The organism is Enterococcus sp. DIV0703, from assembly GCF_051711065.1.
Classification (GTDB): domain Bacteria; phylum Bacillota; class Bacilli; order Lactobacillales; family Enterococcaceae; genus Enterococcus_B; species Enterococcus_B hirae.
In genome coordinates, this window is the sequence record NZ_JBIOLX010000001.1 from 607,139 (window position 1) to 629,346 (window position 22,208).

The following is a 22,208-nucleotide window of genomic DNA, read 5'->3' on the forward strand; positions in this document are numbered from 1 at the left end:
ATACACCTGAGGATAACGAGTAAAATGAAGATAGCAAGTGCAACAAATAGGGGAGAGTTTACTTGGGCGAGTAAAGTGTGTCAATGTTGGTTTTGGCTTTTTCAAGGAACATAAAAAAGCACATGTTTTAGAATAAAAGCATTTGGCTGTTTCTATCGTTTTTCAAGATCAGAACAATAATTGAGTGAGCCGTCGTACCATGAGATAAAACCGATATATTGAAGGAGTGCAGATTATCTTTCAAGTATTGGCTTATTTTTTTGCTATTAGATAAAAAGTTGGTCTTTCTTATTGGTTGTCAAAATGTGATGAATATCAGAAAATAGAACAATTCAAGAAAACATTTGATTGGGGAGTTCATGTACATAAAATTTTTAGCGAAACATTTACAGATAATGAAACATAACAATTATTTTATCAAATTTTTTTCGAGAAAAGAATGATGCTAGATTCTCGTTAAATGAGTGAATGTTATTGTCAGAACACGATGAAAGCAAGCTTTCTTAATTAAGAAAGTCGTTTCAAATTTAAACATTTATGTTATTTAATGTTTTTTTAAAATAAAAAAGATTAAAAAAGTTTTCGCCAACAAACACTAGATATAGTGTTTGTTTTATTATATACCACTAAAAAATCACAAAATCTAGTCTTTTATTTTAAAAAAACAAGTGTAAAATGAAGTTAGACTTTTGAGTTGGGATGTGTTTTTTTGAAACTAACAGTTTTTTGTGGCTCCCGTTTTGGTAATAAAGAAAGCTATAAATTTATTGCCCAAACGTTAGGAAAATATATGGCTCAAGAAGAGATTGAGCTGGTTTATGGTGGATCAGAATCGGGTATCATGGGAGTTTTCAGTCAGACTTTACTAGAAAACAATGGGAAAGTCACTGGTATCTATCCAACAGGGCTTTTTGATTCTGAGTTACCGAATACAAATGTAACAACTTTTATTCCTACCGAGACAATCGACGAACGAAAAGTATTGTTATTTGAACAAGGAGATGCTGTTTTGATCTTTCCTGGAGGATTGGGAACCTTAGAAGAGTTTTCTCAACTTTTATCTTGGATGGCCATTGATTTAACAGCGAAGAAACCGATTGGTATTTTAGATATCGGAGGATATTATGAAGGTTTAAAGACGTTATTAGAAACGTTTGCCAAAGAAGAATTTATGGATGCCAAATGGCTGGATTACGTCTTTTTTTCAAATAACCCATTAGAACTAGTCGATTTATTACGCGCAGAAGTAAGTGAAACACAACTATTATTAGAGGAGGCAAATTAATGAGTCAAATTTATTTAGCAGGTCCATTCTTTTCAGAGGAGCAAGTTGAGCGTGTTGCTCGTATCGAAAAAGCATTGGAAGAAAATCCAACGGTGACTGGTTTTTATTCACCAAGACATCATCAAGAAAGTAATTATGAAATGTTTAGTGCAGGTTGGGCACAAGAAGTTTATGAAAAAGATATGGCAGAACTAACAGCAGCTGATTACGTAGTAGCTATTTTAGATTATGAACATCAAATCATTGATCCAGGGACAGCTTATGAATTAGGGGCAGCAACAATGATGAAAAAACCAATGATTGTTTTCCAAGAAGAGACTGTTCCAACTAATTTGATGATTACTCAAAGTTTGCATACTTATTTAAAAACAGTTGACGAAGTACGTGACTACGATTTTAAAACATTACCAGTAACGAAATACGTAGGCGAGTACTTATAGAAATAGAAAGAGGAAGGATTGCATGTCAGTGATATTAATTTCAGGAACGATTGGTGCAGGAAAAAGCAGTTTGACAGATATGCTTGCGAAAGAAATCGACTCAAAACCATTTTATGAAAGTGTTGAGGATAATGAAGTGTTACCACTTTTTTATTCAAATCCAGAACAGTATGCTTTTTTATTGCAAATTTTCTTTTTGAATAAACGATTTTTAGCGATGAAAAATGCTTTAGTGGATGATGATAACGTGTTAGACCGTTCGATCTATGAAGATAGCCTGCTATTTCATTTAAATGCAGATCTAGGTCGAGTGACCGATATTGAAGTGCAACAATATGATAATTTATTGGATACGATGCTTAACGAGTTAGACGATGTTGCTCCTAAGAAACGTCCAGACTTGATGGTTCATATCAAAGTGTCCTTGGATACAATGTTGGATCGCATCAAAAAACGGGGTCGTGATTATGAACAGCTGGAAAGTGATGAGACACTTTATGACTATTATCGCTCTTTAAATCAACGTTATGATCAATGGTATGAAGATTTTGATGTTTGTCCGAAGATTCAAATCGATGGTGACCGCTTCGATTTTGTTGAAAAGCCAGAACATGCAAAAGAGGTCATTGAACAAATCCAACAAAAATTAGCAGAATTAAGCGATGTAGAGGCAGGGAAATACTTTACTGAGAATCAACATGCAAAAGGACAAGGACTGGGTCAGTAAACAGTCATAACGTTCCATTTTAAAAAGATGATGACATCGTTCATTTTAAGAAACAAGCTGGAAAACCTCCAAGATAGTCGAAACGATTTGGAGGTTTTCCAGCTTGTTTTTGATAGAGCGGTTCCTGAAAAGCCATGATTCGAAAGAACACAGTTCGATAGTAATCAATTTATCAAGGAAAAAGCTGTTTTTGGCTAAGTGAAAAAGATAGTAAAAATAGATCAAAAGATTTGAACGTGTCTTTTGACATCTTCAAATCTTTTGACCTATTGGTATCCTGCCATACTTATACAAAATAAGGCCGAGACTTTATTTAACAGTTAAAACATCCGCATGTCTTTCTTTCGTATAGGATTCAAATGACTTAAATGAATCTTTTACAGTTTTATGACAGTGATCGCAAATACTTAAGCTTCCTTGATCACTAAATTCGGTATGAATATTTTTACTGGTTGTACAAGTACAATAATCATGACTATCAAATATACTCATTTTTTTCTCCTTTATCACATTGTGCTTACCCAATATACCAGAAAGAAATGGCAGAAACAAAAAAATTAAGAGAAATTAACAATTTCTCTTAATTTCAGTTAATTCCTAGCGAGTGAGCCATGTCAGCTCTCGTTTTTTTGTACGAAGTGACAAGAAAACAGCCAGAACAGTTGCAAGTTTTTTCAAAAATAAAAGCTGTTCTAAAAGTTTTTCCTTTACTGATCAGGTCAAGTCGGTCTTTTTAGGTCTTTTACAAACTATAAATATTTCCATCCTGATCTTCGATTCGGTAGTTTCCGATCTTTTTGAAGGTAACGGATACTTCTTTACCATCTTCTTTACCAGAGATGGTATAAGTGTCTGCTTCGGTCTTGATCTTGATATCATTGAGTACTGTTTTTTCTTGAGAAGTACTTGCGGTATCTTTTTCAGTTCCTGTATAGGTACGTGTCCATTCCATTTTATGATCGCTAAAAATGATTTGCCCACTGACTAAATTCATGTCTTTGCGGACTTTTAATGAATAGTTACTGTTACTGATATCCTCTTTTTCAGCTTGTAGAGTCGATGAATCTGTCGTTTGGTCTGCTGAATTACCAGATCCACCGAATAGGCTGCATCCTGATAAAGTAAAACAGCTGACAAGCGAAAGAACCATGATGACTAATTTCTTCAAAATATTTCCTCCATTGTATGATACAGCTTTAACTACAAACGGTGTGAATCCTCTAGTCAACCAAGTTGGCTGGGTTTCTGTCGTTGCGTTTACTGTGACTAATAAATTAGTATAGCTTCTATTATAAGATTTAGGAATACTAGCTTTTGTCTATTCCATTGAAAAAAGGTGTTTATGTCTCTTCTATTCAATCTCATTTCTTTACAGATGTCAACTCCCCTTCAAAAGGACTGGTTTGCTCAGTACAGCAAATGAAGTAGGGGTGTACGAGTCGTTTCAACTAAATAAAACGTTTGCTAAATTAACTTGTAACTGGTGTAAACGTTTGCTATATTGAGTAGGGAACAAGTATTATTTAGCAAATAAACTGAACTCTTTAATAGAAGGTGTGAGTGGATGACAAATTATCAATTTCCAAGTAATTTTTGGTGGGGATCAGCCGCAAGTGGCCCACAAACAGAAGGTCGTATTGCTGGCGATGGTAAAGGAGAGAATATTTTTGATTATTGGTTTAGCCAAGAACCAGAAAAGTTCTTTGATCAAGTAGGTCCTGAAAAGACATCACAAGTGTACACGAAGTATAAAGAAGACGTTCAATTAATGAAACAAACTGGACACAATAGTTTTCGTACTTCGATCCAATGGAGTCGCCTGATTCCTGAAGGGACTGGCGAAGTGAACCAACAAGCTGTTGATTTTTACCATTCGTATTTCGATGAATTGATCGCTAATGGCATTGAACCATTTGTGAATTTATATCATTTTGATATGCCGATGCCTTTGCAAGAAAAAGGCGGATGGCTCAATCGGGAAACGGTTGAAGCGTATGAAAGGTATGCTAAGATTTGTTTTGAATTATTTGGGACGAAAATCAAAAAATGGTTTACCCATAATGAGCCAATCGTGCCAGTTGAAGCTGGGTATCTTTACCGTTGGCATTACCCGGAAGAGTCCGATATGAAAAAGGCGATCCAAGTAGGCTATCATGAAGCGCTGGCTTCTGCATTAGCCGTCAAAGCGTATCATTCCATGGCATTAGATGGCTCAATCGGAATCATTTTGAATCTAACACCAAGCTATCCTCGGGATGAAAACAACCCAGAAGATGTCAAAGCAGCTAAATTAGCTGATGCCTTTTTTAATCGTTCGTTTCTTGATCCAGCAGTTAAAGGTGAGTTCCCACCAGAATTGATCGCCATTGTGAAAGAATTAGACATGGTACCAGCGATGCAAGAAGATGACTTAGCGATCATTAAAGAAAATACCATTGACTTATTAGGGATCAATTATTACCAACCAAGAAGAGTCAAAGCAAAAGAAACACCGATTGATCATGAAAATGGACCAATGCCAGAAGATTATTTTGATAATTATGAAATGCCAAATCGTAAAATGAATCCTTATCGTGGTTGGGAAATTTATGAAAAGGGAATTTATGATATCTTAATCAATGTTCGAGACCATTATGGTAATATTGACTGTTTCATTTCTGAAAACGGTATGGGTGTTGAAAATGAAGCACGTTTTATCGAAGAAGATGGGATGATCCACGATGATTATCGCATTGAATTTGTCCAAGAACATCTAAAATATGTTCACCAAGCAATCGAAGAAGGTGCTAATTGCTTGGGGTATCATATGTGGACGTGTATGGATAACTGGTCGTGGACCAATGCTTACAAAAATCGTTATGGATTTATTTCCGTTGATTTAGCGAATGATGGTAAACGGACAATCAAAAAATCTGGTCACTGGTTTAAAAAACTATCTGATACCAACCAATTTACAATATAAAAAAGTCAACGTTCCTCTTGATCCGTTTAATAAACGGTCAAGAGGAATATTTTTGTTTGTTTGAAAAATTAGAATACAATGAAAACGCTTTTGAATATATATAAATAAAGAATGTTATTTGATATCTTTATAAAGTAAGTATGCTTTTTAAGTGATTTTTTTAGTTTTTATCAATTGTAACCGTTTCTATATGATTAAAATACGAACGTTATCTTTTTTTGGAGGAAGTGTGAGCAGATGGTTTTCTTTTCAAGATATTTACACAGAATTAAATCAATCTACACATAGAAGCGTTAGCATTGATTATAAGGTAGAAATTATTAACATTTGTAAAAAGAAATTTTATTACGTGAGGGGCTATGAAAAATGATTGAGGTTATCAATCTGAAGAAAGTATTCGATAATGGGTTTGAAGCACTGAAGTCTGTTGATTTTCAAATCGAAAAAGGGGATTTGGTTTGTTTGCTTGGCCCTAGTGGTTGTGGAAAATCAACGATTTTGAATTTGATTGCGGGGTTATTAAGCCCTAGTCATGGGGACATTCGTTTTAGTGGAGAGTCGGTGGTACGAACGGAACCGAAAGATCGGAATATTGGTTTTGTATTTCAAAATTATGCTTTATACCCGCATATGACTGTGGTTGAGAATATTATGTTTCCATTGACGGTTGGCGAAAATAAAATCAAAAAAGCGGAAGCTAAAAAAATATCACAGGAATATATGAAACTAACGAATATCGAAGAACTCCAAGATAAAAAACCAGGGACTTTATCAGGTGGACAACAACAACGTGTGGCTATTACACGAGCCTTAGTCCAGAAACCAGAAGTTTTATTATTAGACGAGCCCTTAAGTAATTTGGATGCACGCTTGCGATTAAAGATACGAGAAGAAATCCGTCGTTTGGTAAAAGAAGTTGGAATCACTACGATTTTTGTGACGCATGATCAAGAAGAAGCACTTTCGATTAGTGACAAAATCATTTTACTGAATGAAGGTGTGATTCAACAAAATGATATTCCGCAGAATTTATACTTAGACCCGGCTAACCTGTTTGTTGCCAATTTTATCGGTAACCCGATCATCAATACGTTACCGGTCGAGGTCAATGTTCGTGAAGGGAAAATCAGCCATACGGATTTTCAAATTCCTCTGACGAAACTGGAATCCGCTCAATTAAGAAAACCATTAGTGGATGGAAAATATATCTTAGGGATTCGACCAGAAGACGTTTTTCCAACGACTAACGGATTGTTCGAAGTACAAGTTTCTGGAGTTGAATTGATCGGACGTGAACAGATTTTGAATTTTTCGCTCGCTGCGAAACGTCTGAAATCGATCGTTAGTATTGAAAAGCTCATCGAGGAAGATACGGTACTCTCTTTTGATTTTCAGTACCATAAAATGTTTCTTTTCGATGAAGAAGGGGAGCGGGTGTACTAATGTTCAAAAAAGCATATGATCCAGAAAATCAACCGAAAGCTTGGTTCTTCTTACTGCCATCATTGGTCATTATTGTTTTGTTCAGTATCTATCCGTTGTTCCGTTCACTAGCGATGAGCTTTCAAAAAGGCTCCTTAATCAATCAACAATTTGCAGGAATTGAGAATTATCAGCGTGTGTTGTCAGACCCAGTCTTTATCAAAGCATTAAGAAACACCGCATTGTTTGCTTTTACAGTTGTTCCTATTTCATTGCTCCTTTCACTGGGAATCGCTTGGGTGATTTTTGAAAAAGTGAAACATAAGACTTTTTTTGAAACGATTTTTTTCATGCCTTATGTGACAAGTACGATTGCTATCGGGATCGTCTTTCGCTATTTTTTCAACGGGTCCTATGGGCTCATTAATTATTTGCTGAATTTTTTAGGATTTGAATCAATCAATTGGTTAGATAATGTTTCGATGAGTATGACAACGTTGATCATCTTTGGGGTTTGGACCAGTCTCGCATTCAATATCATTATCTTATTGGCTGGTTTAAGAAATATTGACGAAGAGCATTATAAAATCGCTCGAATGTTTGGAGCAGATGCTTGGGAGATTTTTAGTCGGATCACGTTTCCTCAATTGATCCCAACGATCACCTTCTTGTTGACTGTCAATATCATCGGAGCGTTTAAAGTCTATACTCAAGTCTATGCTTTGTTTGGTGGGCAGCCAGGGATCGCCAAAAGTGCTACGACAGCGGTCTTTTATATTTACGATAAATTCCACATCGCTGGTCGACCAGGGATCGCTATGGCGGCGACGGTCATTTTGTTCCTCGTCATTTTACTGATCACATTTATTCAAAATAAATTGTTGAAGAAAGTAGGGAGAAGAGGATGAAAAAAGTTGTTACAGGACTCTCATTGCTATTTATCGGAATTTTAGGGATCGTAACGATTTTTCCATTTATTTATATGATTTTAGCTGGGTTGATGACATATAGTGAGGCAACGAGTATTCCGCCAACCTTACTGCCAACATCATTTCAATGGGGAAATTATACGGAGGTATTTGCAAAAGCACCATTTTTACGTTATTTCTTCAATACCGTCTTTGTTTCGTTAGTAACTACGATCGCTACAGTCATCACATCTGTTTTAGCGGCTTTTGCGTTAACAAGTCTGGAATTTCGTTTTAAAAAATTGATTATCGGGATCATGATCTCATTACTAATGGTTCCTTATGAGTCCATTATTTTTACGAATTATAATACGATTTCACGAATGGGATTACTAAACAGCTATAGTGCATTGATCATTCCTTTCTTGACCAGTATTTTTTATATTTATTATTTGAACGGGTATTTAAAGAGTATTTCCAGTACCTTTTATAAAGCAGCTAAAATCGATGGTGCCAGTGATCTAGAGTATATTTGGAAAATTTTAGTGCCGATGTCTAAACCAGCACTAGTCACGGTGGGTATCTTGACGTTTATTTCAAGTTGGAATTCATTTTTATGGCCACTGCTTGTGACGAACGAGAAAAAATTCCGCCTGTTAAATAATGGTTTAGCCGCTTTTACCTCTGAAAGTGGGAGTGACGTTCATTTACAAATGGCGGCGGCGACGTTAACAGTTATCCCGATTTTGATTATTTATTTGATTTTTAGAAAAGAAATTATACGAGGAGTGGCGAAAAATGGAATCAAAGGATAAAACAGTGATTACTTTCCATAGTGGAATCTTAACGATCGGTGGAACGATCATTGAAGTTGCCTACCACGATTCACACATCTTTTTTGATTTTGGCACAGAGTACCGTCCAGAATTAGACTTAGCTGATGAATCTTTAAATACATTGCTTGAACATCGATTGATTCCTGACTTGAATGGATTATATGATCCAAGGCTGTTTGATCAAGTACAGCACATACAAGTAGGAGAAAGAGAGCCGTATCAGCATACAGCCGTTTTCTTATCTCACGCTCATTTGGATCATTCAAAAATGATCAATTATCTTGATCCAGCAATTCCTTTATACACTTTAAATGAAACGAAGCAAATCTTACATTCCCTTCATCGAAACAACGATTTCTTGATTCCTTCTCCTTTTGAAAAAGAAGGGTTTGTACGTGAAATGAATGGATTATCTCCTTATGAAACTGTCCAGATCGGAGAAATCAGTGTGGAGATACTACCAGTCGATCATGATGCGTATGGTGCAGCTGCTTTACTAATCAAAACGCCTGACCGATTCTTGACTTACACTGGTGACTTGCGTCTTCATGGATATGACCGGCAAATGACAGAAACGTTTTGTCAAAAATCATTTCAGACTGACTTATTGATGATGGAAGGCGTCAGCATCAGTTTTCCTGACCGAGAAATAAGCGAACAAACGCCAATTGCTACGGAAGAAGAGCTAGTTCAGCGCTTTTGTGAACTGGTCGATCAATATCCTAATCGTCAAATTACTTTCAATGGGTACCCAGCAAACCTTAAACGCTTTGAAATGCTGGTGAAACAATCCCCGCGAACGATGGTTTTAGAAGCGAATATGGCTGCATTAATGAAAGAAGTTCTAGGAATGGATGTGCCCTATTACTATTTAACGGATAGTCCAGTCATTCCGATTCTTCAGTCAGAATTAGAATATCCCTACGAAGTTTTACGCAACGATGAAACAACTTTTGTTTGGCAAGTCGTTGATAATATAGAAAACTTGCAAGGAGGAGGTTTATACATTCATAGTGATGCCCAACCATTGGGAGATTTTGATCCACAATATGCTGTCTTTTTAAAGATTTTAGCTGAAAAGCAAGTTGAATTTGTTCGATTATCGCTGTCTGGACACGCATTTCCAGCTGATTTAGCTGAAATCATCGACAAGATACAACCAAAAGTGTTAGTGCCGATCCATACGTTAAAACCTGAGAAATTAGTCAATCCTTATGGAGAAAGAATTTTGCCAAAACGTGGCGAACAAATTATTTTATAAGAGAAAAGGGAGAGTAAAAAAAAGATGAAAATGAAAAAATGGGCTTCTGTGTTTGTGGCTGCAGCAGCAGTATTTGCGTTAAGTGCTTGTGGAAAGAATGAAAAGGTAGATAGTTCAAGTGAGGATATCGTAACAGAAATCAATGAAAAGACAACGATCAACTTCTGGCATGCGATGAATGGTGCGCAAGAAGAAGCATTAACTAAACTTACAGATGACTTCATGAAAGAAAATCCTAATATCAAGGTAGAGTTGCAAAATCAATCGCAATATTCGGATCTTCAAGCAAAAATCAATTCGACATTACCTTCACCTAAGGATCTGCCGACAATCACTCAAGCTTACCCAGGTTGGCTATGGAATGCTGCTCAAGATGAGATGTTAGTCGATTTAGACCCTTATATCGAAAATGATACGATTGGCTGGAAAGATCAGGAAGAAATCCGTGATTCATTATTAGAAGGTGCTAAAATTGATGACAAACAATATGGTATCCCTTTTAACAAATCAACGGAAATGCTTTTCTACAATGCGGATCTATTAAAACAATATGACGTTGAAGTACCGACGACACTAGCAGAATTAAAAGAAGCTTCAAAAACGATCTATGAAAAATCAGATGGGCAAGTGGTGGGTGCTGGGTTTGATTCATTGAATAACTACTATGCGATTGGTATGAAAAATCAAGGTGTTGATTTTGACAAAGACTTAGCTTTAGATGGGAAAGAATCACAAAAAGTGATCGATTACTATGCTGAGGGCGTCAAAGATGGTTATTTCCGAATTGCTGGATCGGATAAGTACTTGTCAGGTCCTTTTGCAAATGAACAAGTGGCAATGTTTGTTGGCTCGATTGCTGGAGAAGGTTATGTGAAAAAAGATACTGAAGGAAAATTTGAGTATGGCGTTGCGCCACGTCCTGAAAAAATCAATTTGCAACAAGGAACGGATATCTATATGTTCAGTAGTGCCAGTGCTGAAAAACGCACAGCTGCTTTTGAATATATGAAATTTTTAGCACAACCGGAAAACCAACTGTATTGGGCAAATATGACTGGTTATATGCCAATCGTTGAATCGGTTCTTGAAAGTGATGAATACAAGAATTCTACAGAAACAAAAGTACCACAATATTTAGAAGCAGCTACTTCTGATCTATTCTCGATCTCTGTGATTGAAAACGCAGATCCTGCTTATAATGAGGTACGTTCGATCATGGAAAACATTTTATCGAATACGAATCAAGATACGAAGAAACTGATAAAAGATTCCGTTCCTCAATTGGAAGATGCTTGGAATCAATAAACAATCGAACGAAAGAACGTTCAGAACGTTAGCTTGTTTGCTTTAGGCGGTTGAGACAAAAGTGTTTAACATCAAGAAATAAGAAGGAGTTTCCGAAATTTTCTTCTCAAATTTTGGGTCAATTTCGGCTTATTTTTCGAAGATGCTGCTTTTGTCTCGCTGTGAACAAGAGGTTGTGAGAGAAGCGTTTAGCTCCGAGCGGATAAGAGAGGATTTTTTAAAATAGTTCCTCATATTTTAGAAAATCATCGCTTATTGTTGAGGAGTTGATTCTTGAACGCCGTTTATTCGTTTTTAGAGAGACTAAAAGAGACTGAGGCAAGTTTTGGTTCAGTCTCATGAAATGGGAGACAAGTATGAAAATAACATTGTTAGCAACTAGTGACGTCCATGGGTATATCTATCCAACGAACTATGCGACGGATCAAGAACAACCTTATGGCTATGCTAAAATTGCCAGTAGGATAAAACAAATCAGAGAAACTAGCCCAGACCCTCTTTATGTCATTGATAACGGTGACTTCATTCAGGGGTCACCTTTTAGTTACTACTTAGCAAAACAACAAGATCACCACGTCTCAGAATTAACGAATGTCTTAAATGAAATGGATGTGGATGCTAGTATATTAGGAAATCATGAATTTAATTATGGCTTATCTTACTTAGAACAAGCTATCGCTAGTTATCATCATCCTGTCTTATCTGCTAATATTTTAACGAGCAAAGGCGATCCTTATTTTGGACAGCCCTATGTGATGATTGAAAAACAAGGGATCAAAGTGGCAATTTTAGGGTTGACCACGCAATATATTCCTCATTGGGAACAACCTGAAACAATTAAAGACCTACAATTTGTTTCTGCAGTTGAAGCAGCAAAACAATATGTACCTAAACTTAGAGAATTAGCAGATGTAGTGGTTGTAGCTTATCATGGTGGATTCGAGAAAGATTTAGAGACTGGCGAACCCACCGAAGCATTGACTGGCGAAAATGAAGGCTTCCAACTACTTCAAGAAGTAGCTGGGATGGATGCGTTGATTACTGGGCACCAACATCGAGTGATTGCTGCGAAGGTAAATAGTGTGCCGATTATCCAACCGGGCTATCGTGGCGAATTTTTAGGTAAAATCGAATTATCCTTGGAACGAACGGTTAATGGTTATCGTGTTTCGGACGGAAAAGCAGAACTGATTTCCTTAGTAACTGACGAGGCAGATGAAGACATTCTTTCACTTGTTCAAAAAACAGAAAATGAATTGCAAACATGGCTTGATCAACCAGTGGGAGAGGTACAAGGAGACATGAAAATCACTGATCCGATGCAAGCACGAATCGTGGAACATCCTTATATTGAGTTTATTAATCGGGTGCAAATGGCTGCCAGCGGAGTATCGATTTCTGGAACGGCTCTGTTCAACAATGAAGGTCAAGGATTCAATGAAACTATTACAATGAGAGAAATTATTACCAATTATATTTATCCTAATACTTTAGCAGTTCTTAAAATTACAGGGCAGGATCTAAGAGATGCCTTAGAACAAACAGCAAACTTCTTGGCAATAGAATCAGGCGAGATCGTATTTAATCCTGCGTTCATTGAACCTAAACCACAGTATTATAATTATGACATGTATGAGGGCATTGATTATGAGATCGATTTACGTCAACCAGTAGGGCAAAGGATCACTAAATTAGCCAGAGCAGGCAAACCGATCCATCCTGATGAAGAGCTGGAAGTAGTCATGAATCAGTACAGAGCGGTCGGTGGTGGGAATTATCACATGTTCTCTGCCAATAAAATCATTCGTGAAATCCAAATCGATATGACTGAACTGATTGCTGATTATTTAAGAAAACATCAACAAATTCATGCTGAAGTAAATCATAACTTTCGGGTAATCAAGTAAACAAGGGGGACAGAAATTAGTGAAATCTGTCTATTCAAGTCTATTCAAGAAAAGAGCAAGCCAAAACGAAGGTAAATAAATCGAAGCATGCAATTAACAAAATTGTTTATCAAAACTAATCCAAAAGGTAATTGTTGTAAATGATTAACAGTCTCAAGTGTTGTAAGTTTCAGGTTATTTTCAATGTACGTATAACGTTTTTTTGGTGAAAGTATGTTCTTAGAAACGTTCTAAATTTGCTTTACTATAAATTTAGTTACAACCTTTTTTATAAAACGATCCATCAGTATGGGTTATTTATAAAAAAATTTTCGTTATTTAATATCTTTTTTTACTTTTTTGTCTTTACTCTTCATTTTTTGTATATAATGGAATAGGCAAATTTGAATGGGAGTGGAGAAAGGTATGAGAAAAAAACGTCCTTTTCTTCTCTTTTGGTTAGTTGGTTTTTTCTTACTGCTTTTTTTATCAGCCGCAGTTTCAGGAAAAATGACAGCAGATATCGCTCAACTAGAAACAGAAAAAATCATTGCAAGTAAAGAATCAGTAGATAAATTTAAAAAAGAATTTTCTACTTATTGGTGGAAGGATTACAAGATAGTAGCCAACTATGATAAGGGAGAATTAGAGCTTTATTTGCCAAAAGACAAGGAAAGTAATCAGTTTATCAATATTGATGATGTCTTAAGTGCTATTTCGTTAAGACAATATCAATTCAACGATAAACATTTGACCGTCTTACTTTTAACCAATGACGGAGAAAAACTAGCTCGATTAAAGAACGGAAAAGTAATAACCAGCTATTCAGATAAGGTGAATCGTGAGGTTGTTAGTACCCGTCTGAAAGATTGGATAAAAATGAATAAAGAAGTCAAAGAAAATTCTGATACGACTCAGGTTGAGCCGACTCAGGAAAGTTCTTCTGAACATTCGGAAACAATTCAAAGTACGACCCAAAGTAAGTCCAAGACGCAATCGAGTCGTACAACTAAAAATAGCACAAAAAACAGCAAAGCAAGTCAGCAACAGAAGGCAAAGTAACACGAGTATTTTAGTAAGAGTACGCAAACTGTGAAATAGATGGGGCAACACGTCTTTTCCAGCTCAAGTACTGAAAGGTGCATGATAGTCATTCGTTTGAAATGATGGAAGTTCATTTGTTTTTACTAAGTTACTGTTTTTTGCTGAATCTTTGACTGATTGTTCTTGCTTCATTCGATAACTAGAACTATTGTAGTTCAGGTTGACCAAAACAAAAACAGCTAACAAAAACTCCTCAAGATGGACATATTTAGTCTGAGGGGTTCTTTTTTTTGGCATAGATATCCATAATTGCTCCCTTCATTTCTAAAAAAAATCTTAAAATAACCCTTTTTTTAGGAAATTTTCATTTTTTAGGAGCAGAATAAAAAAAAATAAAAGAGAGAAGTGATACTTGTGACACATTTGAAAAAATTGTGCCAAAATCGTTTGCTGATTGTTTTGACAGCTAGTTTTTTCTTTTGGCTGAAAACGATCTTTGCCTATTACGTTGATTTTTCATTGGGCGTTGAAGGCAGCATCCAATACTTTATTCTGTGGATTAATCCAATTGCAACGACATTGTTGTTTTTTGGTTTAGCATTATATATAAAAAAATTGAAACCCGCATTGATTGTTCTTTTAATCATTGATATTTTAAATACGCTTTTGCTTTATTTGAATATTATTTTTTATCGAGAATTTACAGATTTCGTGACCGTAAAGTCTATTCTAGGCTTTTCTAAAGTTTCACAAGGTTTATCAGGAAGTTCCTTTGCATTAATGAGACCTCATGACATTTTGTATTGGTTGGATATATTAGTATTTGTAGGACTCATCATCTGGATGTTTGTTAAAAAAATACCAGTAAAAAGTCCTGCAGTCTCTAAACCAGTGGCGATCGCAGTCACTTGTCTGTCAGCGTTGATTTTTTCAGGAAATTTAGCGCTTAGTGAAGCAAATCGTCCCCAATTGTTGCAACGGACGTTTGACCGTTCTTACATCGTCAAATATTTGGGAATCGATGCCTATACTATTTACGATGCTATCAAAACAGGGATGACAAGCAGTGTTCGTGCGCATGCAAGTAGTAATGGTGTGGAAGAAGTGAGAAAATACACCGAAAATCATTATGCTGCTCCCAATCCAGCAACATTTGGCGTGGCTAAAGGGAAAAACATCATTGTCTTGCATTTAGAAAGCTTCCAACAATTTCTAATCAATATGAAGGTAGATGGTCAAGAAGTAACGCCATTCTTAAATAGTATCTATAAGAATCAATCAACGATCAGCTTTGATAATTTCTTCCATGAAGTTGGGCAAGGAAAAACAAGTGATGCAGAAAATATGTTAGAGACGGGAACTTTTGGTTTACCACAAGGTTCTTTGTTTACCGAGCTAGGTTCAGATAACACGTTCCAAGCTGCTCCAGCAATCTTGGCGCAACAGCAAGGCTATACGAGCGCGGTTTTCCATGGGAATGTCGGGAGCTTCTGGAACCGAGATCATGTGTATAAAAATTTAGGCTATGACAACTTCTTTGATCGTTCTTATTTCAATAGTTCAGATGAAACGTTGGGATATGGTATTTTAGATAAGGACTTATTCAGAGAATCAGCTAAATATTTGGAACATTTACAACAACCGTTCTATACTAAGTTTCTTTCGGTAACCAATCATACGCCATACTATACAGACGATAAACATTTTAATTTCCCATCATTGAAGACTGGCAATAGCAGAGTAGATGATTACGTCCGGACAGCTCATTATTTAGATCAATCGTTGGAACAATTCTTTACGTATTTGAAAAAATCCGGTATCTATCAAAATTCGATGTTTGTCATCTACGGAGATCATTTTGGAATATCCAATACGGATAATAAAGACTTGGCGAAAGCCTTAGGAAAAGACCCTGCTACTTGGGATGATTTTGATAATGCTCAAATGCAGCGAGTGCCATTGATGTTCCACATTCCAGGTTATAAAAAAGGTGAGATCAATCATGAATATGGTGGCGAAATTGATGTGTTACCTACCCTGTTACACTTAGTAGGAATCAATGATAAAGACTATATCCATTTTGGTACAGATTTGCTTTCACCACAGCATGATCAGTTGGTTGCCTTTAGAAATGGTAATTTTGTGACACCTAAATATACCGTTTTAGATGGAAAAACTTATAATAACCAAACAGGGGAAATCATTGATCCTAAAAAAGCTGGTATCCAAAAAGAAGTGGAAAAAGATCAGAATCAAGTCAAAACGGCTTTAAGTTTATCTGATAAGTTGAATCAAGAGAATCTATTACGTTTCTATGTACCAGATAACTTTAAAACGATTGATCCCAAAAAGTATGATTATAAAAATGATGCAGAGAAAAATGAAACCATTGAAAAACAAAAAGGAAGCAAGTCCACGAGTGTTTATTCTAAAAATGGAAATAAAACAACGACTAACCTTTACCCTGCAGAAACAGATGAGAATAATTAAATGAATAGTTGATAAAACTTCCAAAAAAGTCGATTTGTTTTCACTTTTTTGGAAGTTTTTTTTATATAATTCGTAAACTTTTTTATTTTAGCGTATGTAATTAGTGAAGGAAACAAATTTTTTACAGCGATTCTTTTGGAAGTGAAAAATCCGAGGAAATTTGGATAGGTGTAAAAAATGATGGCTGAATTCAGTTGAATCAAATAAAAATAGAAAAGGAAAATAGGATAAACTTGTCAGCTATAGGTTGACCGAAGAATAAAAATCAGAAACAACAAGGAGGGGAAACGTTTAATCAAAACAACAACTGGCAATGAACGAACATGTACATATAGAAGCACAGATCCAAGCAGCTAATTTATTTTTCAACACTTTGGCTAAACATTTCTTATCATACAAACGGTCATGTGATACGTGTTGTAGAAGTGTTACAAGAAGGATGAAAGATCAACTGTTTCGTACATGGCACTCACTCAGTTATTGGTTTTGGTAACGATCAATTATGTATGATGGAGAATTAATCAAGCAACTTCGAGTGAATCGAAAGTTGACACAAACACAGTTAGCAAAGGGAATCTGTTCTAAAACATCTCTAGTAGGAATCGAAAATCATACCGTAAAGAAGATCTCTTTTTGTACACTAAAAGCCTTCTTGGAACGCTTAAATATTTCTTTGGCCGAATATGAATGGTTACGTAATCAGCTTGAAGAACCCAAAAAAACGAAGAAAAGTCGGCATCTTTTAAATAAAATCCAAGAAGAGAACTTTGATCCTTATAAGGAAATCGCCAACAACCGAAAGCAATATAAAAAAACAGCTGATTTATACTATTTAATGTTAAATCTACAGATGTTTTGGCAGACGAATGGAAAAATGGAGTTGCAATTAGAATTTCTAGGATATGAGTGTCGTACGATTGAAGAATACTTTATGAAAATCAGGGAATATGGTCATTTTGAGTTAGACATTCTTTCCAAGTATCCCTATATTTTCAGTAATTCATTTCTAGACAATCATTACTTGAAAATCAAAAAAAGAATGCGACAAATGACCGATTCTTTGAATGAAGACTATTTATTTACATTTTTAATGAATCTCACGCTTTATTATATCGATAAAAAACGTTTCAAAAAAGCGCGTAGTATCAACCTCGATATGTCTCGCAGTTTGGCACACAAAGAAAAATCAACAATCATTTATGAAAGTTTGATGACAGAATACTACAGAAAGCTGATTGCACAAGCCTTAGGTGAGCCACTTTCAAAAGAGCTGAATACTTTTTTTACGGTCATCGAATATACCCTAGGCAAGAAAGAGCGCAAACGTCTTGAAGAGAAACTCTTGGAAGTGATAAAAGAAGAAGAGAAAAAAATAATGCTGTTTGAACAGATTGCCAAGATAGAACAAGAATAAGTAAGACAAGTGAATAAGAGTAGAAAAGACCTTGCAACAATCATTGACTAAACGAACTGTCAGGTACTTTTCTGCTCTTTCACTCAACTATCAGTAAGAGCAAATCTGTTTGGTCATTCAGGATGAACGATCTCAGATTTTTGCTTTTTTGTATCGAATAATGGGAAAAAAACGATTGATTTCATTGGTTGCAGCATCTCTTGAATCAGATGCATGAATGATATTTTCAGTTCCAGGTAAGGCATAATCTCCACGAATCGTTCCAGGAACAGCATCTACAGCTTTAGTTGCACCGACCATCTTACGGACGATATCGATGACATCCTCTCCAGCTAAAACAAGATAGACTACTGGTCCCGAGGTCATATAATCAATCAATTCATCGAAAAAGCTCCGACCACTTAAGTGATGATAATGCTCTTGTGCGAGTTCTTTTGTCATTGTTGCAAACTTCATTTCAGTAATTGCTAATCCTTTTTCTTCAAATCGTTGGATGATCCGCCCAATTAAATGACGTCTGACACCATCCGGTTTGATAATGACCAATGTACGTTCCATCTGATACACCCCTTTTTTTGTTATACCTTTATTATACTGGTGTCTGAGTAAACCCACAATCAAAGTGAAAAAGCTGATCAACATACGAGCTATTAAGTACAATAAGAATTTTCTAACCCCATCAATCAAAAACAATTTATTTACCATAAATGTTTGGAAAAAGCAAAAAATAAGTTTGACAATCGGTGCATAAGTTGTTATATTTACGAAGGAAAACTAAATAGGATTTGTTAGGTGAGGCTCCTATACAAACACAGGCTACTGCCCAAAAACGTCGAGAGACGCCAATGGGTAGAACAGGAATTGTCGAGACAAGGCTTTTCATAAGGTAGCTAAAAGCAAGGAATTGCTTTTTACGTTGTACAGTGTCAAAACTCAACGATGAGATCAAAGAAGCTTTTTTTTATGTGCTTTTTCGACCTTTCGCTGAATTTTTGATGAAAGGTCTTTTTGTGTTGAAACAATCCTAACAAACAAAAAATGGAGGTGGTTTCGTTGGGAAGTTGATGCTTTTAAAACGAAAGAGAAACAAGAACAATTCTATCAAGTTAAAGGAGATGAGAACAAATGGATGACAGTCCTGCGAAGAAAATAATGCGAGAGAAATTGCTGGCTGAGGCTATTATCTATCTGTTTTCAGCCCCTTTAAATACAGCATTTTCTCCATTACTCAACTAACTAAAAATAACCCAGCTTAAATAAGTGTTGCTTATATTTACTGGGTCTAAGGAGAAAAATGAGATGGAAAAAAAGAGAGATACACAAAAAATGTATGCTGCATTTGCAGGAAAGACAAAACAAGAATTATTGAACTTCTTTCATTCGACTGATCAAGGAATGAAAGACGAACAAATTGAAGAATCAAGAGAAAAATATGGTGAAAATTCAATCTCTTATGGGAAGAAAACACCCTTTATTGTAGAAGCTTTAAAAGCTTATATTACACCATTCACCTTGGTATTGATTGCACTCGGAGTGATTTCATTTATCACAGAATACGTGTTAGCCGCTCCTGGGGATAAAGATTTATTTGGAGTAATTATCATCTTTACGATGGTCATCGTCAGTGGAACGATGACGTTGGTTCAATCTGTTCGCTCTAACCAAGCCGCAGAAAAATTAAAATCATTGGTAAAAGTAACCGCAGCAGTTAAACGTAACGGTGATTATACTGAGATTCCAATGGAAGAAATCGTTTGTGGAGACCTTGTTCGATTATCAGCAGGTGATATGATTCCTGCAGATATGCGCCTGTTGTCAGCCAAAGATTTATTTATTTCACAAGCTGCCTTAACTGGTGAAAGTTACCCTGTCGAAAAGCAAGCGATTGTTTACGATGATGAGACTTTGAGTGAAACTAGTTATGAAAATTTGGCTTTTATGGGAAGTAACGTTATCAGCGGGAGTGCTGAAGGTATTATTGTATCTGTTGGTAATGAAACATTATTTGGACATGTGGCTCAAACGCTCTCTGAAAAGCCGATCAAATCAAGCTTTGAAATTGGTATTCATAAAACATCCATGTTATTGATCAAATTCATGGCTTTAATGGCACCAACAGTTATCGTTATCAATGGGTTGACTAAAGGGGATTGGCTGGAAGCTTTTCTATTCGGTTTATCTGTAGCAGTCGGTCTTACACCTGAAATGTTACCAATGATTGTTACTACGAACTTAGTTAAAGGTGCTAGTGTGATGGCGAAAAAAGGAACGGTCATCAAAAATTTGAATGCGATCCAAAACTTTGGTGCGATCGACGTGTTATGTACGGATAAAACTGGGACATTGACTCAAGATAAAATCATTTTAGAATACCACATGGATTGTTCTGGTAAAGAAGATGATCGTGTTTTACGCCATGCGTATTTAAATAGTTACTATCAAACAGGATTAAAAAATCTGTTGGATGTAGCAATTATTGATGAAGCCAAACAAACATTAGCAACCGATAAAATCAATTACCGCAAAGTGGATGAAATTCCATTTGACTTTGAACGTCGTCGGATGAGTGTCGTTGTAGAGGACACCGCAGGTAAAACACAAATGATTACCAAAGGTGCGATCGAAGAGATGTTGAGTATCTCTAATTACATCGACATTGATGGGATCGTTAGTCCATTAACCAATGAAAAAAGAGAATCAGTTCTTGCAAAAGTGAGAGATTTAAATGAAGATGGTCTACGTGTAATCGGAGTGGCCCAAAAAACAAACCCAAGCGTAGTTGGCGAATTTTCAGTGAAAGATGAATCAGATATGGTATTGATTGGATACCTTGCTTTCCTTGATCCTCCAAAAGAAACGACGAAACAAGCACTAAAAGCATTGAAAGATCATGGTGTCGCAGTCAAAGTCTTAACTGGTGATAATGAATTAGTCACTCGTTCGGTTTGTCGTCAAGTGGGTCTGGAAATTAATGAATTGATCACTGGCGAAAAGATTTCAGAAATGGATGATCGCGAATTAGCACAAGTTGCTGAAAATCATGAAGTATTTGTTAAATTGAATCCTCAACAAAAGGCTCGTTTAACGACTGCTTTACGGCAAAATGGCCATACCGTGGGCTTTTTAGGTGATGGTATCAATGATGCACCGGCAATGAAAGTAGCGGATATCGGTATTTCGGTTGATACAGCAGTAGATATCGCAAAAGAATCAGCCGATGTGATCTTACTAGAAAAAGATTTAACGATTTTAGAAAGAGGTCTTTTATCTGGTCGAGAAACATTTGGGAACATCATGAAATACATCAAGGCAACTGCAAGTTCAAACTTTGGGAATATGTTCTCTGTCTTAGTTGCCAGCACATTCTTACCATTTTTACCAATGTTGCCACTGCAAATTCTCTTTTTGAATTTGATTTACGATGTGTCTTGTATCTCACTTCCATGGGATAAAATGGATAAAGAATATCTACATGAGCCTAAAAAATGGGAAGCATCAAGCATTGGGAAATTTATGGTGTATTTTGGACCTACGAGTTCGATTTTTGATATCACTACCTACTTATTGATGTACTTTATCATTTGTCCAGCAGTTGTAGGTGGAGATTTCCATACATTAGATGCACAACAAAAGATCGTATTTATTGCGTTGTTCCATGCAGGTTGGTTCGTTGAATCATTATGGTCACAAACATTAGTCCTACACGCACTACGGACACCAAAGATTCCATTTATTCAAAGCAATGCGACATTTGCGATGTTTACGATTACGACATTAGGAATCGTTGTAGGTTCGATTCTGCCATTTACAGGCTTTGGTGCAGAACTAGGTTTGATGCCGTTACCAGGAACTTACTGGACTTGGTTAGTCGTAACGATTTTAGCTTACTTGACATTAGTGACAATGGTCAAAAAATTCTATATTAAAAAATTTGGTGAACTATTGTAATGGTTGATGAATACCATTTAAAAAGAGGTTGTGAAGTCATCGGGTAGCTCCAAAGTCAATAAGAAAGAATTTTTTGAAACAGCTTCTCATGTTTTGAAAAATTCAGGCTTATTGCAAGGAGTTGATGAATGAACACCGTGAAAAAGAGGTTGTGAAGTCATCGGTTAGCTCCGAAGACAATAAGAAAGAATTTTTTTAAAACAGCTTCTCATGTTTTGAAAAATTCGGGCTTATTGCAAGGAGTTGATGAATGAACACCGTTTACCCGTCCGTTCTCACC

Annotated in this window: 18 protein-coding genes and 1 riboswitch; of the genes, 14 read left to right on the forward strand and 4 right to left on the reverse strand. The window is 36.0% G+C overall.

Annotation, left to right across the window (positions count from 1 at the left end; translation table 11 throughout):
• Window positions 1-709: 709 nt before the first annotated feature.
• The 3 genes from IGK81_RS02805 to IGK81_RS02815 are packed head-to-tail and all read left to right on the forward strand — an operon-like array spanning window position 710 to window position 2,452.
• Window positions 710-1,285: a TIGR00730 family Rossman fold protein gene (locus tag IGK81_RS02805; protein ID WP_010719927.1), complete on the forward strand. Its 576-nt coding sequence runs from the start codon at window positions 710-712 to the stop codon at window positions 1,283-1,285.
• Window positions 1,285-1,725, forward strand: a complete 441-nt coding sequence (locus IGK81_RS02810) for a nucleoside 2-deoxyribosyltransferase (RefSeq protein ID WP_010719926.1) — start codon at window positions 1,285-1,287, stop codon at window positions 1,723-1,725. The genes IGK81_RS02805 and IGK81_RS02810 overlap by 1 nt, the downstream gene beginning before the upstream one ends.
• A gap of 22 nt (window positions 1,726-1,747) precedes the next feature.
• On the forward strand, window positions 1,748-2,452 hold the full coding sequence (locus tag IGK81_RS02815) for a deoxynucleoside kinase (RefSeq protein WP_010719925.1): 705 nt from the start codon (window positions 1,748-1,750) through the stop codon (window positions 2,450-2,452).
• A 309-nt stretch (window positions 2,453-2,761) separates the two neighbouring features.
• Here IGK81_RS02815 and IGK81_RS02820 read toward each other — a convergent pair whose 3' ends face one another.
• Both IGK81_RS02820 and IGK81_RS02825 read right to left on the reverse strand, forming a co-directional pair.
• The gene (locus IGK81_RS02820) at window positions 2,762-2,944 is read right to left on the reverse strand and encodes a hypothetical protein (RefSeq protein WP_010719924.1); all 183 of its coding nucleotides are present in this window, start codon (window positions 2,942-2,944) and stop codon (window positions 2,762-2,764) included.
• A gap of 250 nt (window positions 2,945-3,194) precedes the next feature.
• On the reverse strand, window positions 3,195-3,620 hold the full coding sequence (locus tag IGK81_RS02825; RefSeq protein WP_010719923.1) for a hypothetical protein: 426 nt from the start codon (window positions 3,618-3,620) through the stop codon (window positions 3,195-3,197).
• A 396-nt stretch (window positions 3,621-4,016) separates the two neighbouring features.
• On the opposite strand from IGK81_RS02825, the gene IGK81_RS02830 reads away from it, so the two are divergent.
• From IGK81_RS02830 to IGK81_RS02865, 8 genes are all read left to right on the forward strand, one after another.
• Window positions 4,017-5,414, forward strand: coding sequence for a glycoside hydrolase family 1 protein (locus IGK81_RS02830; protein ID WP_010738342.1), 1,398 nt, complete (start codon window positions 4,017-4,019; stop codon window positions 5,412-5,414).
• 366 nt (window positions 5,415-5,780) lie between these two features.
• Window positions 5,781-6,857: an ABC transporter ATP-binding protein gene (locus tag IGK81_RS02835; RefSeq protein WP_010738341.1), complete on the forward strand. Its 1,077-nt coding sequence runs from the start codon at window positions 5,781-5,783 to the stop codon at window positions 6,855-6,857.
• Window positions 6,857-7,744: a carbohydrate ABC transporter permease gene (locus IGK81_RS02840; protein ID WP_010719920.1), complete on the forward strand. Its 888-nt coding sequence runs from the start codon at window positions 6,857-6,859 to the stop codon at window positions 7,742-7,744. The genes IGK81_RS02835 and IGK81_RS02840 overlap by 1 nt, the downstream gene beginning before the upstream one ends.
• Window positions 7,741-8,559: a carbohydrate ABC transporter permease gene (locus IGK81_RS02845; RefSeq protein WP_010738340.1), complete on the forward strand. Its 819-nt coding sequence runs from the start codon at window positions 7,741-7,743 to the stop codon at window positions 8,557-8,559. Before IGK81_RS02840 ends, IGK81_RS02845 begins: the two co-directional genes overlap by 4 nt.
• Window positions 8,543-9,841, forward strand: a complete 1,299-nt coding sequence (locus IGK81_RS02850; RefSeq protein ID WP_010738339.1) for an MBL fold metallo-hydrolase — start codon at window positions 8,543-8,545, stop codon at window positions 9,839-9,841. Before IGK81_RS02845 ends, IGK81_RS02850 begins: the two co-directional genes overlap by 17 nt.
• Window positions 9,842-9,865: 24 nt before the next feature.
• The gene (locus tag IGK81_RS02855) at window positions 9,866-11,146 is read left to right on the forward strand and encodes an extracellular solute-binding protein (protein WP_034699732.1); all 1,281 of its coding nucleotides are present in this window, start codon (window positions 9,866-9,868) and stop codon (window positions 11,144-11,146) included.
• Between the two features lie 356 nt (window positions 11,147-11,502).
• Window positions 11,503-13,053, forward strand: a complete 1,551-nt coding sequence (locus IGK81_RS02860; RefSeq protein ID WP_034699735.1) for a bifunctional metallophosphatase/5'-nucleotidase — start codon at window positions 11,503-11,505, stop codon at window positions 13,051-13,053.
• A 405-nt stretch (window positions 13,054-13,458) separates the two neighbouring features.
• Window positions 13,459-14,094 (forward strand): hypothetical protein, encoded by a 636-nt coding sequence (locus IGK81_RS02865; protein WP_034699736.1) that lies wholly within the window; start codon window positions 13,459-13,461, stop codon window positions 14,092-14,094.
• A 63-nt stretch (window positions 14,095-14,157) separates the two neighbouring features.
• Here IGK81_RS02865 and IGK81_RS02870 read toward each other — a convergent pair whose 3' ends face one another.
• A complete protein-coding gene (locus IGK81_RS02870; RefSeq protein WP_010719914.1) occupies window positions 14,158-14,373 on the reverse strand; it encodes a hypothetical protein in 216 nt (71 codons plus the stop codon).
• Between the two features lie 117 nt (window positions 14,374-14,490).
• On the opposite strand from IGK81_RS02870, the gene IGK81_RS02875 reads away from it, so the two are divergent.
• Together IGK81_RS02875 and IGK81_RS02880 are read left to right on the forward strand one after the other, a co-directional pair.
• Window positions 14,491-16,566 (forward strand): LTA synthase family protein, encoded by a 2,076-nt coding sequence (locus IGK81_RS02875; protein WP_034699739.1) that lies wholly within the window; start codon window positions 14,491-14,493, stop codon window positions 16,564-16,566.
• Between the two features lie 502 nt (window positions 16,567-17,068).
• On the forward strand, window positions 17,069-17,980 hold the full coding sequence (locus tag IGK81_RS02880; protein ID WP_034699742.1) for a helix-turn-helix domain-containing protein: 912 nt from the start codon (window positions 17,069-17,071) through the stop codon (window positions 17,978-17,980).
• A gap of 132 nt (window positions 17,981-18,112) precedes the next feature.
• Here IGK81_RS02880 and ndk read toward each other — a convergent pair whose 3' ends face one another.
• Window positions 18,113-18,538 carry a nucleoside-diphosphate kinase gene (gene ndk, locus IGK81_RS02885; RefSeq protein WP_431393467.1) on the reverse strand — a complete coding sequence of 142 codons (426 nt, stop codon included), beginning with the start codon at window positions 18,536-18,538 and terminating at the stop codon, window positions 18,113-18,115.
• Between the two features lie 219 nt (window positions 18,539-18,757).
• A riboswitch (M-box (ykoK) riboswitch) is annotated at window positions 18,758-18,932 on the forward strand.
• A 347-nt stretch (window positions 18,933-19,279) separates the two neighbouring features.
• On the opposite strand from ndk, the gene mgtA reads away from it, so the two are divergent.
• Window positions 19,280-21,928 carry a magnesium-translocating P-type ATPase gene (gene mgtA / locus IGK81_RS02890; RefSeq protein WP_010738332.1) on the forward strand — a complete coding sequence of 883 codons (2,649 nt, stop codon included), beginning with the start codon at window positions 19,280-19,282 and terminating at the stop codon, window positions 21,926-21,928.
• The last annotated feature ends 280 nt before the right edge of the window (window positions 21,929-22,208 follow it).